This is a genomic window from Streptococcus sp. 2018WUSS126, from assembly GCF_044427425.1.
GTDB classification, from domain to species: Bacteria; Bacillota; Bacilli; order Lactobacillales; family Streptococcaceae; genus Streptococcus; species Streptococcus hashimotonensis.
Genome location: NZ_JAOTGB010000004.1, coordinates 47,467 through 65,620, shown reverse-complemented (window position 1 = coordinate 65,620; position 18,154 = coordinate 47,467). Strand labels below are relative to the sequence as shown.

Below are 18,154 nucleotides of genomic sequence, written 5' to 3'. Positions count from 1 at the left end.
ATAAAACATGAAAATATTATGGGAAAGATTGTTTAAATTTGTTCAGCAACACTTTCGAGAGAAAAAGACTGCAAAAATAACTATGGTGTTGTCAATAATTATGGCTTTTGGAATATCATATTTGCTGATTTTACCAGCCATTACTTTAGAGACAGACAGTCAGGAGAGTGTTCTGCAATCAGTCTATAATCAGTCAACAACAGTAGAACAGCCAGTTCAAGAAGAACAGGCGGAGTCACAGTTGGCACAGGTTCAATCTGCTGGAAGCTTATTCGCTGAACATGAAAATATAACTGTACAAGTTAACTATGAGGAGCATACATTTGAACAGCCTGTTCGATTACAGGTTTTACCTTCAGAAGATAGTACAAAATATAATGATAGAGTATCATCTATTCTTGAGGAAAATTCTCAGATTGTTCAGCAGGCTCATTCCTACGAACTTTCTTTTTTGACTGGATCAGGAGAAAAAATCGAACCTCAAAAAGAAGTGAGAGTTTCATTTACATTTAAAAATAGTATACCTGTAGAAAAAAGCTCGACAAAATGGAAGTTCTATCATTTCAAAAATAATGATTTAGATAGTGTTGAAGATTTAACAGATAAAACAGAAATAAAGGCAGATGAAACAGGACTCACCAGTATTGAATTTTCTTCAGATTCTTTCTTCAACTACACACTAGTAGAGACAGCTGAAAAGCCTATCACTTTATATGCAAGAAAAGAATGGAATGAGTTTGATAGTGATGACGTTATTGATATAGAATTGCAAGTTCAAAATGAAGATGGTTCGTGGAGAATAGCAGAAGTTGAAAATGCTGTTCAAAGTATTGAAGCGCCGGATGAGGCAACTTCTACTCAGTTAGTATGGGAAAATGTAGCAAATTCCTCAGCGACGTATCGAATAATTGAACGAGCAGCAACAAATAGTGAATTGGTAAATAAAACAGGGAATGGAAGCAAGGAAGATCCTTTTGTATTAACAAGAGAAGTGACAGAAGCAACTGTCTTAATGGATTCCTTTTTACGCTCGGCGTCAAATGTTCAGATAGCTGAACAAAGTGGAAGCTTTACTTTGAAGAAAGTAAATGAGAAAGGGAAGGTATTAGCAGGTGCTGTATTTACTCTTTCTGATTCAACTGGTAAAGTTATGCAAACGATAACTACCACTAACAATTCAAAGGGGACTGTATTCTCAAATCTAACGAAAGGAACGTATACCCTTAGAGAGACTAAAGCGCCTGAAGGTTATCAGTTATTGAACGATTACTATGAAATCAGAGTTAATCATTACGGAATTGTGGAAGCCAAATATATAAAATCCACCAATTCAACATCTGAAGAGAAAATATCAGAGTCTAGAGGCAATACTGTCATTAGACAGCCTAAAGTAGAAAATGTAGTTGAAGTATTAAAATACGAGCTGACTTCAACGCGAAGTGATACAAAAAAAGATAATGAAGATGCAGTGTGGATGACCAGTGGAGAATTTATAAAGTTAGCTTTTGAACTTAAAGTTAAACCAGATACTCAACCGGGAGATTCCTTCACAATTAAGTTGGATAGTAAATTATCACCTACAGGGATTAGAGAACGTACTTTACCGCCTATTCCTTTGAAAGTTGGAGATACGGTTGTAGCTACAGGAAGGTATGATGAAGCGACAAATAGCTTTATTTATACATTCAATGATTATGTACGACGAGAACAGAATATCAAGCTTTCAGCAAGTTATGCGACTATGGGAGCGGATTTAAAGAATGTACCTTATTCAGGTAAACAAAGTTTTACAAATGTTATAGATGGGCAAGTTCAACCTTTAAAAACATTTTATATTGATTATGGGGCTTCCAGAGAGATGCCGGGCGGTGTAGCTAAAGGATTAAAAATTCGTAATCAGGTAGCCTCTGTTAATCGCCTTACTGGAGAAGTTGAACGAATTATTTATATCAATAACGGGAATGATTTATCTAGAGATTATGTTTCCAGTTCGCTTTGGTCGAGACATCAAATTACTCTTGATAACCAAGGTCAAACTGATATTACTAACCTTGAAATATTTAAGGTTCCAAATGCTCTTAAACATACCTATATGCCTGATAGTATGCATGGAGAGACTGATGGATTAGAGAGAATAACTAGTGCTCAATATAATCCACAATCCTCAACAATCATCATAGAAAAGGATGAATTTTATGATGCTGCAACTCGTAAGTATAGCAATGGTTTCTTAATTAAAATTACAGAAAAATTACGGGTTCCAACTGCTGCTACCAATATGACAGCGACATGGGGATTTACAGGATGGAGTAGCAATTCAGTTAGTGTTAGTGCAAGTGTTGTTGCATCACAGGCTGAATCAGCTGGAGAAGCAGAGCGTAAAACCCCGGTTATTACCATTAGTAATAAAAAAGAAGTTGTGCCAACAAAAACATCAATCACTGTAAGGAAGCAGTGGTTAAATGAGGATGGAAGTGAGATTGGAGAACCAACAATTTCTTCTATTACGTATAATCTTAACCAAATTTCCACGACAGAAGATGGAACGAAGACAACAACAGTGTATCAAGCTAACCAGACCTTAACTGCGGCTGAACAATGGACAAAACGGTATGATAATTTACCAATATCAGGTGTAAATGAAGCTAAACAAAAGGTTAGCTATGCTTATTATGTAGAGGAAGTCTCCCTACCAGGCTATAGTGTTTGTTATTTGAATGAGAGTAATGCTGATACGGTAAATCCAGCAGAAGCAGCTATTGTTAAGGGGATATTGACAATAAAAAACCAGAAGTTAAATATGACAAGCATTACGGTCAATAAACAATGGTTTACAGCAGATAAGCAGCCAACGGACCGTGTGAACGGAGAGATTAGCTATGATTTGAAGCAAATAGTTCATTTTGATGATGGACGTAAAATTATAAAAGATTATTTGAGTGGTGAGGCTCTCAATCATACGATGAATTGGAGTAGGACATATCATGAACTTCCTAAAAAAGGTAAGGAAGAAGGAGAGACTGTTACGTACAGTTATTTCGTACAGGAGCATCCAATAATTGGTTATAACACTAGCTATCAATCTAAGAATAATGAGGTGGATGTAACCACTCCAGAAAATGCAGCCATTGTTTCGGGGATAATAACTATAAGAAACGTCTCTACCCGAAAATACGTGTTGCCTAATACAGGTGGACCAGGTGTAATCATGTATTACTTATTGGGAGTAATAGTATTACTGGTTGTTGCGGGAGGACTATTCTATAAATTTAATTTGTATAGTTGATTCATTTATATGCGTTATAGAGGAGAGACTGCGCTATAACTGCAGAAAATGGTGAAAAATTATTTTATAAAAAATTTTTTAAGTCAGAAAGGATATTTTCGTGAAAAAGTTAATAACAATCTTTACAGTATTTTTTACAGTCATGTTCTATGCCTTGGGTATTCTAAAGGTTTCTGCTGAGGAATCTAGAAATTACAGTTTAACAATTAATGGCACAACAGTTGGTCATACCTATGAAGCTTACCAAATTTTTAAAGGTGAAATTTCAGAAGACGGTAAGACACTTTCAAATATTGGATGGGGCTCTGATGTTACTCCTTTTACTTTTGAAGGAAAAACAGAGGTAACAGATATTGTAGATTTATTAGGTAAGGAAAATGACGACTCTAACAAAGTTAAGGAGTTTGCATTTAAAACTGGAGAACATTTAAAAGGGGCTCCTTCAAAATCAGTTGTGAGTACCGCTGATAAGACAATTCTCTCTGGGTTAAAACCGGGTTACTACCTAGTTAAAGATAAAGATTTTTCACAAGAGGCTATGGATAAGAAAACAAATACTTCTTATACTCGCTTTATTTTGAAAGTTGTCGGAGATGCAGAAGCTACTTTGAAAAGTGACATTCCAACCATTGAAAAGAAAGTTAAAGATAAAAATGATACCACAGGTGTAGAATCAAATTGGCAAGATGCAGCAGATTATGATTTTAATGACCAAGTTCCTTTTAAATTGACAGCAACTCTACCAAGTAATTTTGATGATTATCAAACATATAACCTTGAATTTGTTGATACTTTATCTAAGGGGTTGAAATATAATGAAGATGCTAAAGTTTATTTAGAAAACGAAGGAAAAAATAGAGTCGAAGTCACAGACAAATTTAAAATTAGTAAAAATCCTAATGAACTTCAAATCTCTATTGAAAATTTGAAATCTATTGAAGATCAGAAAATCAATTCTAAAACGAAAGTGGTTGTAGAATATACAGCAACATTAACTTCAGAAGCTGTTATTGGTGGACAGGGAAATCGAAATGAAGTTGAGTTAGTGTACTCAAACAATCCTAACTCTAAAGGTGAAGGACAGGGCAGAACACCGAAAGATGTAGTTATTGTCTTTACATACCAAACTATTGTAAATAAGCAAGACCAGGATGGGAAGGCTTTGACAGGTGCAGGATTTACTCTTTATAAAAAAGTAAAGAATGATTGGAAAAAGGTTGGTGAAGAAATAAAAGGTGGCGAACTGACTAAATTTGAATTTAAAGGCCTTGATGCTGGAGACTACAAATTAGAAGAAACTACCACTCCAAGTGGTTACAATACAATCAAGCCACTTGAGTTTACAATTACTGCGGAATATACTATTGAGTCTGCAATGCCAACATTGAATAAACTATCAGGTAACGAAGAATTGAAATTTACTTCAAACTTACAAGATGGCTCTCTCTCAACAAATGTCATTAATAAAAAAGGCTCATTACTGCCGTCAACAGGTAGCGTTGGGACAAAGATGCTTTACCTTATTGGGGCATTGTTTGCAATCAGTTCAGCAGTCCTTCTTGTGACGAAGAAACGTGTAGACCTTAAGTAAATTTGGAATAGGTTGGAAATTAAGCTAACTTGTTCGAACAGTCGTAGAGGTCAGATTTGAAGTGTAAAACATGAATTACTGAGATTTGCTTTGCAGCTCCTATCTCCAACCTTTAACAGTCCACTGGACTGTTAAACCCAATCCACCACTACGCTGAGATGTAGACACGAACTCTGAGAAGCGAGGCTGGACTTTTTTCCCAGCCTCTTTTCCTATTATTTCAAAATGAGGTTATTATGATTTCCAGATCTAAAAATAATTACATAACGAGTCTGCTAGTCTTTTTCTTAATAACTGGCCTATTATTGTTATTATATCCAACAGTAAGTGATTATTGGAACTCACATTATCAATCAGAAGCAGTAGCTACTTATTCTGAGAAATTATTGGATATTTCAAAAGAAGAAAAACAAAAAATTTTAGAAAATGTCAGTGCATATAATAGCACGCTCGAAAAGGGGACAATACCTAATTTAAATATAGACAGTGTAGCTTTAAAAAAGTATGACTCAATTTTAAATATCACAGATACTGGTATTATGGGCTATGTAGAAATTCCTAAATTGCAGACAACGTTACCTATTTATCACGGAACGGATGATGCCGTATTGCAGGTAGCAGTAGGTCACCTTGCTGGGACTTCCCTTCCCATTGGCGGTCAGGGAAGTCACGCTGCTATTTCAGGACATCGGGGATTGCCTTCTGCAAAACTGTTTTCTGATTTAGATCAGCTGGTTATAGGGGACACATTTATGATACAAGTTTTAGATAACACTCTGACATACGAAATTGATAAAATTATTACGGTTACTCCAGATGATGTATCTCCTTTGATGATAGATCCGAATGAGGATTTCGTAACCCTTGTGACTTGCACACCTTATGGTGTTAATAGCCACCGATTATTAGTTAGAGGTCATCGAATTGAAAATCAACTACTTGCTAGGCAAGTAGTCTCAGAAGGATCAATTGTAAAACCTATACTGGTTTCTCCTTTTATTGCTTTATGTTTATTAGGACTACTTTGGAGTTTATTTTTTGTAAAAAAAGAAGTAAATTTGTTTATGTGACTTAGATAGTATCGCAAAGAATGTCAGACTATTCGACTTTGTTCTTTAGCTTTTAAGCTTAGGAAAGGGAGATTTTTCCAACTCCCAATCATCCAAAAGGTGAAATAGAAGATAAACCAAATGACGATATGTCAATGTCCTCTATACGCTAGAAAAAGGTGGCAAGCGAGCGGTCGGCTATGGCATTGAAATTCCCAAAGAATTTGAAGGCAAATTCAAGTTTACCCGCCAACGCTCCAAACTAGCTGGGGAAATCCGTGGCACTTTCTTCGTTGTCAAGGGTAACTATTTATAGGGGAGAAAATCTGGGGAAACTCAGATTTTTTGTCGCATACTTGACTTCAAGGTATATAATAGATATACAAAACGAAGGGAGAATGGATATGAACATTAAAGAAGTTAGTGATGTAACAGGTCTATCGGCAGATACCATTCGCTACTATGAGCGGGTAGGGCTTATTCCCAAAATTGCAAGAAAATCTTCTGGAGTAAGGGACTTTGTGGAAAATGATGTAGCCGTTTTGGAATTTGTTCGCTGTTTTAGGAGTGCTGGTATGTCTATTGAGCGCTTGATTGAGTATATGGGCTTGGTGCAGGCTGGCGATAGTACTGTGGAAGCCCGGATTGATTTACTAAAAGAGGAACGGGAAGTCCTGCAGTCACGCTTGTCGAAAATTCAGCAAGCTCTAGAACGTTTAGATTATAAGATAGAAAATTACCAGACTATATTAAGAGGTGCAGAAAATCAATTGTTTACAGACGGCAGTGGTTCATGCAAAAAAGACAGAGAATAACTTTCTCTGTCTTCATACTTCATTATTAATTTTTTCTGATAACTTATTTGGGTTTAAATTTCTTCTTTAGTCCAATTTGAACCAAACGTAGTCCAAGAAAACCCGTCGCACTTGCCAATATGATGGCAATAAAAACAGGAATGCCTACAGACAGATAGACATAACTAGCGATGACTGTTATCAAACTAAAAAATGCGATATTAACAAAAAACAACAATTCCTTTAGACGTTCTTTATTGGCATTTTTTGCTTGATAGGTTTGAAAATTAGCCTTTTTCTCTTTCGGGATATACTCTTCGTACTGGTACTCATGGGACTGATAGTGTCTTAATGGCATATCGTCTCCTTTTCTGCTCTTTAAAGAATACCATATCATTGATGAATTATTATGTCATTTATATTACAATAATGTTACAAGAAGGATATTAGAAAAGTCTGAATATTAAAACACGGCTAGTCACTTATCAGATATTTCTCTTTTTGATATAATTATCCTTATGGAAAAAATTATCATTACAGCAACAGCTGAAAGTATTGAGCAGGTCAAAGAACTGCTTGTAGCAGGAGTTGACCGTATTTATGTTGGGGAAGAGGACCATGCCCTTCGCATCCCAACAAATTTTACCTATGATGAACTTAGGGAAATAGCAGAGCTAGTTCATAGCGCTGGGAAGGAATTGACGGTCGCTGCCAATGCCCTCATGCACCAAGATATGATGGACAATGTCAAACCGTTTATGGAGCTAATGAGGGAAATCAGGGTTGATTATCTGGTTGTCGGAGATACTGGAATTTTCTACATCAATAAACGTGACGGCTACAATTTCAAGCTAATCTATGACACATCTGTCTTTGTGACCTCCAGCCGTCAGATTAACTTTTGGAAAGATCATGGAGCAGTAGAGGCTGTTTTGGCAAGAGAGATTCCATCAGAAGAACTCTTTGATATTGCTAAGAACTTGGAAATGCCAGCGGAAATCTTGGTCTACGGCGCCTCTGTTATTCACCATTCTAAACGAACCTTGTTACAGAATTACTACAATTTTACAAAAGCTGATGAGACAGATTTGTCACGTGGACGCGGACTTTTCTTAGCTGAGCCGAGCGACCCAGATAGCCACTATTCTATCTTTGAGGACAAGCACGGTACCCATATCTTTATCAACAATGACATTGATATGATGACCAAGCTGTCAGAATTAGATGAACATGGTTATCATAATTGGAAACTTGATGGTATCTATTGCCCTGGTCAGAATTTTGTTGAAATTGTTAAGCTTTTTGTTCAAGCAAGAGATTTGATTGAAAAAGGCGACTTCACTTATGATCAGGCCTTCCTTTTGGATGAACAGGTACGAAAGCTCCATCCAGCTGAACGTGGCTTGGATACAGGCTTCTACGAATTTGACCGCAATAAGGTTAAATAACAATATTTATAGCAGAATTTATTTACTTTAGCCTGACAGAGTTAGCTCTGTCACTTACTATGTAAGGTCAGAGCACGAAAACGCCTTTGGGCGATTTTCTAAACTCTGCACTAGGTTTCCGAGTGAAACAACATCGTTTACAGTATTCTATCCTGCAAATAGAAAGAAGTATATTATGTCAAAAACATTAAAGCGTCCCGAGGTCTTGTCACCTGCTGGGACTTTGGAGAAATTGAAGGTTGCCATTGATTATGGTGCTGATGCGGTCTTTGTTGGCGGCCAGGCCTACGGTCTGCGTAGCCGAGCAGGGAACTTTACCATGGACGAGATGCGGGAAGGGATTGAATATGCCCATGCCCGTGGTGCCAAGGTCTATGTAGCTGCCAACATGGTCACTCACGAAGGCAATGAAGAAGGAGCAGGAGCCTGGTTCCGTGAATTGCGTGACATGGGCTTGGATGCCGTTATCGTATCTGACCCGGCTCTCATCGTTATCTGTGCTACTGAAGCGCCAGGCCTTGAAATTCACCTGTCAACCCAGGCTTCTTCCACCAACTATGAGACCTTCGAGTTCTGGAAGGAATTGGGCTTGACTCGTGTCGTCCTGGCCCGCGAAGTGACTATGGACGAGGTGGCTGAAATCCGTAAACGGACAGACGTTGAGATTGAGGCCTTTGTTCACGGAGCTATGTGTATTTCCTATTCAGGTCGCTGCGTTCTCTCTAACCACATGAGCAAACGCGATGCTAACCGCGGTGGCTGCTCCCAGTCTTGCCGTTGGAAGTACAATCTCTACGACCTCCCATTTGGCGAAGAACGTCGTTCGATTAAAGGGGAAATCCCAGAGGAGTTCTCCATGTCTGCGGTGGACATGTGTATGATCGACCATATTCCAGATATGATTGAAAACGGGGTCGATAGCCTGAAAATCGAAGGCCGTATGAAATCTGTCCACTACGTATCAACAGTGACCAACTGCTACAAGGCTGCGGTAGATGCCTATCTTGAAAGCCCAGAAAAGTTTGAAGCGATCAAGCAAGACCTGATTGATGAGATGTGGAAGGTTGCCCAACGTGAATTGGCAACTGGTTTCTACTATAGCCCGCCGAGTGAAAATGAGCAGCTCTTTGGAGCCCGCCGTAAGATTCCAGAATACAAATTCATCGCCGAAGTAGTGGCTTTTGACAAGGAAACCATGACTGCAACCATTCGTCAGCGTAATGTTATCAACGAAGGTGACCAAGTAGAGTTTTACGGACCAGGTTTCCGTCATTTTGAAACGACTATTCAGGACTTGCATGATTCAAATGGAGAAAAGATTGACCGTGCCAACAAGCCGATGGAACTCCTGACCATCAAACTAGACCGTGAAATCTATCCTGGTGACATGATTCGTGCCTGCAAATCAGGCCTCATCAACCTCTACCAAGAAGATGGGCAATCCCTAACTATTCGTGCATAAACATAAAAAGGCCGAAATTTCAGCCTCAGAACGTAGATAAACTCTTAAAAATATAAAAAATTAAGAAGTTTGCGAAAGATAGCAAGTCATTAAACTCTTAGAAACATTGATATTTCGGCGTTTCTGAGAGTTTTTAATTTTCAACATAAAGAAAAAAGATTGAAGAAAATTGTCCAAAATGGACTTTTTCTTCAATCTGCAAGGCTGAAATTTCAGCCTTTTGTTTGTTGTTGAGAAGTCTTGATGCTATCTGGAACCAAGGTGACTTTTTTGATGTCCTCGATTTTTATAATGCTTGTAACCTGACGTTTGAAATTTTTCATGATAATCCGTTGGCGATCGGTATCATATTTCACAATGTCACCTGTGAAACTACGATCACCATAGATGACATGGACTGCAGCTTTTTTATATAAAGCCAGCTCCAAGTTATTCTTGATTTCTTCCTTGCTATCTGGCTCAATAGACTTAGGAGCTTTGCCATGTTCTAAAAAGACGGTGAACTGCTCGAAAATAACTTCTAAAAACCTCTTCATGGCATAATCCTTTCAAACTTGATATAATTATATTATCTAATTTTTATAAAAATGACAAGCTTTTTCGAATAGATAAGTGAGGAGGTAACAAATGGCAGAATTTACATTTGAAATTGAAGAAAAATTATTGGTCTTATCTGAAAATGATAAAGGATGGACCAAGGAGCTTAATCGAGTATCTTTTAATGGCGCACCAGCCAAGTATGACATCCGTACCTGGAGTCCTGACCATACCAAGATGGGGAAAGGGATCACTCTTAGCAATGAGGAATTTCAAGTTCTACTCGACGCGTTTGCCAATAAATAAACGAATGAAGCCTAAGCGAAGAAGGAATAATTCTACAAAGTGAATAATAATGAAGAGAACATTATGGATTAGATTATGTGTCCATAATGTTTTTTATTTGAAATTCGGAAAAACATAACTAATTTAATATTTCACTAATTTAATATTTTTTTGATATTAAATAAAATTTATAAAAATTAGGAAAAAAGTATTGACATTTGTAAGCGATTGCAATAAAATTAACTTAACTTAAACGTTTAAGTTAAGTTAGAAAAATATTAATATCCGAGGTGGTATCATGAAAAAATGTCTATATTTTTTGACTATTGCAGCACTTTCTTTAAATTTGGTTGCCTGCACTCAAGCTTCCCAAGAAGCAAATTCGACTAATTCAGTTGTTTCTGAAGTTTCAAACTACAAAGTTACTTACTATGACAGTGATGGCACAACAGTTTTAAAAACTGAGCAAGTAAAATCAACAGGAGATATACTAAAATACACTCCTTCAAAGGAGGGAAAAACCTTTGTTGGATGGTATGTAAAACCAGATTTTTCACGAAAATTCACTGAGAGTAGTAATATTACAAGCGATTTATCCTTATACGCTGGTTTCTCAGCTTATAAAGAAGATACCCGGAGTTTTATTGTTGTAGGGAATGGAAATAGTGAGATTCTTAAAGAATCAAATTGGGGGGCAAACGTAAGTGATAAGCATAAACTCATAAAAGAGGAGAGTAACGAAAGCAATATTTATTCGATTACAATGAATTTAGAAGAAGGCGACGAATTTCAATTTGCAATAAATAGTAGTTGGGAAAATCAAAGAGGGTTTGGATATTTGGAGACAATTGAGAAAGATGGTGTAACTTATTTTGAAAATTCTGGGGGTCTTGGTGAAACTTCAAGCAAACGGTCGAATATTAAGATTGCAAAATCAGGAACATATACATTTACTTTAATTACACATCCTGCTGAAGATACTTATGACACTGAAAATTCCGAATATTCAGAAGCAAAGAAAGAATCCTTTAATATAAATAATTTTGATACGATTGCTTGGACGTATGAAAACTAGTAAGTTTAAAAAATGAATTAGATTATCTAACCGTTTGTGAAATTTTAAAAAAGCGAGTTTTTTCAACAAGATAAAAAATTTGTTGAAAAACTCGCTGACACAGGAGTGAAGGAATTTTTAAGGGAGAAAATTGTTTCCTCCCTTATCCAGTTTGATTTTAATTTTTGACAATTTAGTTAAATTATTTAAATTATTTAAATTATTTAAATATTTTGTTGTTCAGTTGGAGTGACACTGTTTATTAGTTTTTCTTTTATTATTTGTTATCTCACCACGTCAAATTCAAGTTACGCTTGCAGTTTATGATGAGAACCAAGTTTGTTCAATTTTCAATGTTTCATAAATAGTTAGAGTTATTACAATAAATAAACAAAATGGCGGTGCTTTATATGTCTGAGGAGGGACTTGAAAATGAGTAAGTATTAGCATGTAATCTCGAGAAATAGCTACTCTAACTTTCTAAACAACAATGTTATGATTATTGATTTCAATACGCTGTGAAGCCCATTCGATAGCTTGAAAAATTTTTTCAAATTTTTCATCTGAGAAACCTGAGATATACAATTTGTTGTAATAGTTCGAGATTAATTGTTCCAAGATTGAATCAATAATTAAAACATTTTTGTAATCAAAGTTATCTAGTTCTTCCACTGATTTAACGTATTTAATTGAAGAAAATGTATTTTGAATTAATTCTTTTCTTTTTTCATCATTTATTGGCAGAGATACAAAAGTAAAAGTAGTCTCTCCAAAATATTGTATAGCCTGTTTTTTTAATTTTTGAAAATCTGAATTTATTTGAAAAAACACAGGATCATCAATAAAACTATCAAGGGCAATTAGAGGCGAGAAATTGGCATTCCCGATTTTATAGAAATCTTCCTTAGCCACGTCAAGAGTTAATATTACATCAGCTAAATCTATTTTTTCAATGTAATGTTCACTAAGACACATTAAATAGTAATTTTTATTATGTAGAAAGTTCGTTAATTTATTGATGAAATGAAGTTGCTCGGCTTTTTGCAAATAGGACTCGGCTTCCTTGTAGTGAAGGGCAACAATTTGCGATTTTTGAGTTACAAGTGACTTTGCGGCTTGGTTAGGAGTATAGTCCAATAAATTAATAATTTGTAGAACTTTATTACGCGTTTCAGGACTAATTTTTTGGTCTTCACGATTGTTGATAATGTAGGAAACAGTAGCAACGGAGACCCCGGCCTCACGTGCAACGTCTTTTATGGTAATCTTTTTCATAGGATTGTTATATAAAAAAAAAAACAAAAAGTCAACTTAAAAATAATGTAGGAGATGTAAGTGATGAATGAAGCAGGAATTTTGCATATTCCAGATTCAAGATATTGTTTTGCAATAGATCAAAATGAAGTTGTAATTAGGATACGAACGGCCAAAGAGGATAGAGACACACATATCTATCTTGTATATGGAAAAAAATATGATTATCATTTCGACAGGAAGGAGTTAAGAGTTCCACTTCGTTATGAGGATAATACATTTGCATATTTTGAAATAAATTTAAAAGTTACGGATACAAGATTAGCATATATCTTTAGACTAGAAAAAAATACACAAAGCTATTTTTTCAGTGAAGATGGGTTAACTGAGTATTATCATTTTGATACTGGTTTTTATAATTTTTTTCAAATGCCATACATTAATCAAATTGATATTTTTCCTACAGTCGACTGGTTGAAGGAGAGTACTTTCTATCAAATTTTTATTGATCGATTTGCTAAAGGTGATAACTTAAAAAAACAGTCATACATTGATATGTCTTGGGGAGACCTGCCAACACCTAAAAGTTTTGCTGGTGGAGATTTGAGAGGAATTATTAATCAATTGGATTATCTTTTAGATTTGGGAATTAATGCTTTGTATTTAACTCCTATTTTTAAATCACCCACCAATCATAAGTACGATATTGAAAATTATTATGAGATTGATGAACAATTTGGGACTTTAGCAGATTTAAAAGAACTTGTTAGTAAGTGTCATCAGCGAGGGATAAGAGTTGTTCTGGATGCTGTTTTTAATCATTGCAGTATGAATTCAAAAGAATTTATTGATGTAATCAACCAAGGGAAGGATTCTCCGTATTATGATTGGTTTATGATTGATGGTGATTTCCCTGATATTGAAAAGGTTAATTATGAATGCTTTGCTTCGTGTTACTATATGCCAAAATGGAACACCTCGAATGCAGAAGTTAGAAAACATTTGATAGATATTGGACTGTACTGGATTAAAGAAGCAAATATTGATGGATGGCGATTGGATGTATCTGATGAGGTTTCTCATCAATTTTGGAGACAATTTAGATTGGCAATCAAGGATGTGAAGCAAGATTGTGTTTTAATTGGTGAAAATTGGCATGATGCATATCCGTATTTAATGGGAGATCAATATGATAGTATAATGAACTATGCTTTTACAAAAGCAAGTTTAGATTGTTTCGCATTTGACCGATTTAAGGCTAAAGATTTAGTGGAACGACTGAATCATATTTTGATGAGGAATCAAACACAGGTGAACCAAATGAATTTAAATTTATTGGATTCCCATGATACACATCGAATCTTTACACAGGTTGGAAATTCAAAAGATAAAGTATTAGCTGCTTTGGCTTTAATGTTTATTTTTCCAGGTGTTCCATGTATCTATTATGGAACAGAAATATGTTTGGAAGGAGGATACGATCCCGATTCACGTAGGACCTTTAATTGGAACACAGAGGAATGGGATAACGAATTTTTAAACAATATTAAAGCAATCATATCTACAAGAAAAAATACCTCAATCCAGAATGGTGATATATCAATTCTGAATAAAGGAGAATTGGTTCATGTGGAGCGTAAGTGGCAAGAAAAGAGTGTGCATTTCCTCTTAAATTTGGATGAAAAAAAACAGAAGATTTGCTTTGAAGGCACTCCTCTTGTATCTAGGGGATTAGATAGTGATGGATTCTTGTCACGATATGGGTATATTTTTTATGAATTTTAGGTGAAAAAAATGAAACTCAAAACACTTTATGCTATATCTGTAACTGCAATTACAAGCTTGTTTTTAGCTAGTGTTAGTCCACCGATTATTCCTAATAAGAATCAATCAACGAATGACAGTATGATATTTACTGGAAAACTTGAAAATGGGGCTACAATTAAAGTTCTTGAAAACAATACAGCAATTTCAAAGGGATATTTTGCTGAACTTATTGCAGCATTTAATGAAATGTATGCTGATGAAAATATTATAGCAGTAGATGCAAACATAGATCAGTATGTTGATTTGGCTAATGATGGTCCTTATGGTTATGGACCAGATGTTCTGTATCAGGCTAATGATGTCATTATGAAATATGCAGAAGATAAACACATTTATCCCCTCCCAATAAAAGATTTGGATGCATATGAAACAACTTCTTCAATGGCATGGAAAGCATTTGAATATCATCTAGATGGAACAACATATACTCTAGGTGTCCCTGTGAATGTTCAGACACCTATGCTGTATTATCGCAAAGATTTACTACCAGTTGATTGGGAAAGTAAGTGGGATGACAATAAAAATCAAATCCCAGACATGGTTGAAACTTGGTCAAGTTTACTGAGATTTTCACAAGAACGTCATGCTGCCGATTCTTCTAAATATGGCTATATGAAATCCTTGTATGATTCATATTTTTCAAGCGGTTTCTTGTTTTCTTATGGTGCATATATTTTTGGAAATGATAATTTAGATACAAATGATATTGGATTTGCATCAGGGGATGCGGAAAAAGGTGCAAAAGTTATTCAGCAATTGGCTTCAGCTATGAATGAAGAAAGTATTGATGATACGATAACTACAAGTGCATATAGTAAACTTGCAGATGGGACTTTTTTTGCAACAATGTCTACACCAGATGTTTATTCAACCTTTTTAGATGAATTGATTCAATATTATGAACACCAAGGGATGTCTACAATTGAGGCAGAGACTTTAGCAAGTGAGAATCTGGTAATGGTTAATTTACCTCAATTACCTAAAAGTGGTGATTTAACGGATGTTAATTCGGAGCTGATTGACACAAAAACAATGGGAGGAGTGAATGGTTATGCAATTAGTGCTTATACTCCTTGTCCAAATGCAAGTCTTGCCTTTGTAAATTTTGCTACAAATTATGAAAATATTTTAAAACGATATGAAATGTTGGGTATTGTGCCTACCAGATCAGATGTAATAAAGGAAATCGGCGGAATTTCAGAAGCAGTGTATGGAGAGCTCGAAAATAATAATATTGTATTAATGCCATCAAATTCGGCTGTATCACAAATTTGGACCCCTACTCAAACATTTTTTGCTGATATTACTAAAGATGTTTTTCGCGCAGAATCAGAGAAAAAATTTAGAACTAATCAAGATCTTAAACAAGGACTTGAAAAAGTGACTCAGCAAATTAGTGATGCCATTCATACACTAGAATAGGAGAAAATATGTTTAAGCATGGAAAAATAGATTTGAGAAAAGCATCTGTCGAAGCTAAAACATCTTTATTTTGCATGGGTTTTGGCCAATTTCTTCTCGGTCAAAAATTTAAAGGAATACTATTTTTTGGAATTGAATTATTTTTCTTAAGTTATTTATTTTTTAGAGGCTTTAGAGATATAATAGGATTCTTTACACTTGGAACACAAAAAACAGACACCTGGTTTGGAATAGAAGGTGACAATTCGATTATCATGTTACTCATGGGAATTTTGGGTTTCATAATATTTTCACTAGCTATATATTTGTATGTTATAAATATCAAAGATGCATTATATGTTGATCAATTAATACGTGAAGGAAAAAAGATTCCATCGTTCCGTGAGGAGATAAAAATTTCAATTGATAGAAACTTTCCAGCTTTTGTCCTATTTTTTCCAGTTTTAGGAATTATGGTGTTTAGTGTCCTTCCAATTATTTTTATGATATTAATTGCTTTTACGAATTATGGTGGAAAAATTGTTCCTCCAGAATTAGTAAGCTGGATTGGACTTCAAAATTTTGTAAAAATAGTCTCTTTGACTCAATTTGCTCCAACTTTTTTTAAAATCTTAAGCTGGAATATTTTGTGGGCAGTTCTGTCTACAGGTTTAAACTATTTTGGTGGTTTATCCTTAGCGTTACTTTTTTCAAATAAACGTGTCAAATGGAAAGTGGTTTGGAGAGCTTTTCCTATTTTGGCTTATGCTATACCTGGTTTTATTAGCTTATTGGCATTTAAATTCATGTTTTCTTATGGTGGTCCAATCAATCAACTTTTGCAAAACCAGGGGTTTCAAGCAATAGGGTTTCTTGATGTTGATGCCAAGTGGTCAGCTCGTGTCATTGGCCTTATGGTAAACGCTTGGATTGGAGTACCATCAATTATGCTATTAGCAACTGGTTTGTTATCCAATCGGGACGCATCACTTTATGAAGCAGCAGAAATTGATGGTGCAAATAAGTGGGCACAATTTACAAAAATTACTTTTCCCTATATATTGACAGCGACAACGCCAGTCCTTATCGGTCAGTTTGTCGGTAATTTCAATAACTTTGGGATCTTTTATTTCCTAAGAGGTGGGTTATATTTAGATGATTATTTTCTAGCAAGTGATACAGATTTACTAATTAATTGGTTATACAATCTTTCAATTGATAATAATTATTATAGTATAGGGGCTACTATTAGTCTAATAATCTTCTTATTAACTTCTGTTATTTCACTTTCTGTCTACGTTCGAACATCTTCTTATAAGGAAGGAGGTAGATTTTTATGAGAAAATGGTCTCACTTTTTACAAAGTACAGGGATATATTGCATGCTTATTTTGGTAAGTTTTATCTTTCTCTTTCCCTGTATTTGGTTGATATTAGCCTCATTTTCTCAATCAGGCACTATTTATTCATTTGATGGCTTTTTTCCAACATCTTATAGTTTAAAAAGTTTTATAACTTTGTTTACAGATACAGATCTATATAACTATCCGAGATGGTTCTTAAATACGTTGTTTATTGCAAGTATGAGCTGTATACTGGGAACATTTTTAGTCATATTAACAGCATACGCAATGTCTCGTTTTTATTTTAATGGAAAGAATGCATTAATGAAGACAACAATGGTACTAGGTATGTTTCCGTCATTTATGGGGATGATTGCTGTTTATTTGCTGATGACTCAATTTAACCTAATTAATCAATTGTGGGGATTGGTATTAATATATAGTGCAGCAGCTCCAATGGGTTATTTAACCCAAAAAGGTTTTTTTGATACCATTTCTTATAGCATTGATGAAGCAGCCCGAATGGATGGAGCTACGAGTTTTCAAATTTTTTGGCATATCCATTTGCCGTTGTCTAGGCCGATTATTACATATACAGCATTAACCAATTTTGCATGGCCATGGAGTGACTTCATTTTACCAAAATTATTATTGAAGGAAAAAAATCTTTATACCGTTGCTGTTGGCTTGATGAATTTAGATGAGACAGAGTTTGCACGTTTTGCAGCAGGAAGTATATTTATTGCGGTTCCAATTGTAGTGTTATATTTCTTGCTAATAAAAAATATGGTCAATGGTTTGACCGCTGGAGCAGTAAAATAAGA

15 protein-coding genes and 1 pseudogene are annotated in these 18,154 nt (G+C 35.2%); 13 read left to right on the top strand and 3 right to left on the bottom strand.

Annotation, left to right across the window (positions count from 1 at the left end):
* The first annotated feature begins 7 nt into the window (after positions 1 to 7).
* The 5 genes and pseudogenes from ODU34_RS02660 to nmlR all read left to right on the top strand — a co-directional run bounded on the left by ODU34_RS02660 (position 8) and on the right by nmlR (position 6,741).
* A complete protein-coding gene (locus ODU34_RS02660; RefSeq protein ID WP_398578362.1) occupies positions 8 to 3,286 on the top strand; it encodes a SpaA isopeptide-forming pilin-related protein in 3,279 nt (1,092 codons plus the stop codon).
* A 100-nt stretch (positions 3,287 to 3,386) separates the two neighbouring features.
* Entirely contained in the window at positions 3,387 to 4,877 is a 1,491-nt protein-coding gene (locus ODU34_RS02655) for an isopeptide-forming domain-containing fimbrial protein (protein ID WP_024381540.1), read from the top strand.
* Between the two features lie 236 nt (positions 4,878 to 5,113).
* Positions 5,114 to 5,947 carry a class C sortase gene (locus ODU34_RS02650; protein ID WP_044679036.1) on the top strand — a complete coding sequence of 278 codons (834 nt, stop codon included), beginning with the start codon at positions 5,114 to 5,116 and terminating at the stop codon, positions 5,945 to 5,947.
* A gap of 130 nt (positions 5,948 to 6,077) precedes the next feature.
* Positions 6,078 to 6,242: pseudogene (locus ODU34_RS02645) on the top strand (phage tail protein); the annotation flags it as partial.
* An 88-nt stretch (positions 6,243 to 6,330) separates the two neighbouring features.
* The gene (gene nmlR, locus ODU34_RS02640; RefSeq protein ID WP_012775003.1) at positions 6,331 to 6,741 is read left to right on the top strand and encodes a stress response transcriptional regulator NmlR; all 411 of its coding nucleotides are present in this window, start codon (positions 6,331 to 6,333) and stop codon (positions 6,739 to 6,741) included.
* A 43-nt stretch (positions 6,742 to 6,784) separates the two neighbouring features.
* Here nmlR and ODU34_RS02635 read toward each other — a convergent pair whose 3' ends face one another.
* On the bottom strand, positions 6,785 to 7,078 hold the full coding sequence (locus tag ODU34_RS02635; RefSeq protein ID WP_398578361.1) for a DUF3270 domain-containing protein: 294 nt from the start codon (positions 7,076 to 7,078) through the stop codon (positions 6,785 to 6,787).
* Between the two features lie 160 nt (positions 7,079 to 7,238).
* On the opposite strand from ODU34_RS02635, the gene ODU34_RS02630 reads away from it, so the two are divergent.
* Both ODU34_RS02630 and ODU34_RS02625 read left to right on the top strand, forming a co-directional pair.
* Entirely contained in the window at positions 7,239 to 8,168 is a 930-nt protein-coding gene (locus tag ODU34_RS02630; protein ID WP_398578360.1) for a peptidase U32 family protein, read from the top strand.
* Between the two features lie 175 nt (positions 8,169 to 8,343).
* A complete protein-coding gene (locus ODU34_RS02625; RefSeq protein ID WP_015646557.1) occupies positions 8,344 to 9,630 on the top strand; it encodes a U32 family peptidase in 1,287 nt (428 codons plus the stop codon).
* A gap of 212 nt (positions 9,631 to 9,842) precedes the next feature.
* Here ODU34_RS02625 and ODU34_RS02620 read toward each other — a convergent pair whose 3' ends face one another.
* Positions 9,843 to 10,166, bottom strand: coding sequence for a hypothetical protein (locus ODU34_RS02620; protein WP_014735563.1), 324 nt, complete (start codon positions 10,164 to 10,166; stop codon positions 9,843 to 9,845).
* A 91-nt stretch (positions 10,167 to 10,257) separates the two neighbouring features.
* On the opposite strand from ODU34_RS02620, the gene ODU34_RS02615 reads away from it, so the two are divergent.
* Together ODU34_RS02615 and ODU34_RS02610 are read left to right on the top strand one after the other, a co-directional pair.
* A complete protein-coding gene (locus tag ODU34_RS02615; protein ID WP_004194749.1) occupies positions 10,258 to 10,473 on the top strand; it encodes a YdbC family protein in 216 nt (71 codons plus the stop codon).
* A 277-nt stretch (positions 10,474 to 10,750) separates the two neighbouring features.
* Positions 10,751 to 11,527 carry an InlB B-repeat-containing protein gene (locus ODU34_RS02610; protein WP_044679035.1) on the top strand — a complete coding sequence of 259 codons (777 nt, stop codon included), beginning with the start codon at positions 10,751 to 10,753 and terminating at the stop codon, positions 11,525 to 11,527.
* Between the two features lie 459 nt (positions 11,528 to 11,986).
* Here the strand turns inward: ODU34_RS02610 and ODU34_RS02605 are convergent, their stop codons facing one another.
* Positions 11,987 to 12,781, bottom strand: a complete 795-nt coding sequence (locus tag ODU34_RS02605) for a LacI family DNA-binding transcriptional regulator (protein WP_023369586.1) — start codon at positions 12,779 to 12,781, stop codon at positions 11,987 to 11,989.
* A 63-nt stretch (positions 12,782 to 12,844) separates the two neighbouring features.
* Here ODU34_RS02605 and ODU34_RS02600 point away from each other — a divergent pair, with 63 nt between their 5' ends.
* Genes ODU34_RS02600 through ODU34_RS02585 form a run of 4 tightly spaced genes read left to right on the top strand, consistent with a single transcriptional unit; the run spans position 12,845 to position 18,152 of the window.
* Positions 12,845 to 14,545 (top strand): glycoside hydrolase family 13 protein, encoded by a 1,701-nt coding sequence (locus ODU34_RS02600; RefSeq protein WP_013730216.1) that lies wholly within the window; start codon positions 12,845 to 12,847, stop codon positions 14,543 to 14,545.
* 9 nt (positions 14,546 to 14,554) lie between these two features.
* Positions 14,555 to 16,009 carry an extracellular solute-binding protein gene (locus ODU34_RS02595; RefSeq protein WP_022540577.1) on the top strand — a complete coding sequence of 485 codons (1,455 nt, stop codon included), beginning with the start codon at positions 14,555 to 14,557 and terminating at the stop codon, positions 16,007 to 16,009.
* Between the two features lie 8 nt (positions 16,010 to 16,017).
* A complete protein-coding gene (locus ODU34_RS02590) occupies positions 16,018 to 17,328 on the top strand; it encodes a carbohydrate ABC transporter permease (RefSeq protein ID WP_044670860.1) in 1,311 nt (436 codons plus the stop codon).
* A complete protein-coding gene (locus ODU34_RS02585) occupies positions 17,325 to 18,152 on the top strand; it encodes a sugar ABC transporter permease (RefSeq protein WP_023369590.1) in 828 nt (275 codons plus the stop codon). The genes ODU34_RS02590 and ODU34_RS02585 overlap by 4 nt, the downstream gene beginning before the upstream one ends.
* The last annotated feature ends 2 nt before the right edge of the window (positions 18,153 to 18,154 follow it).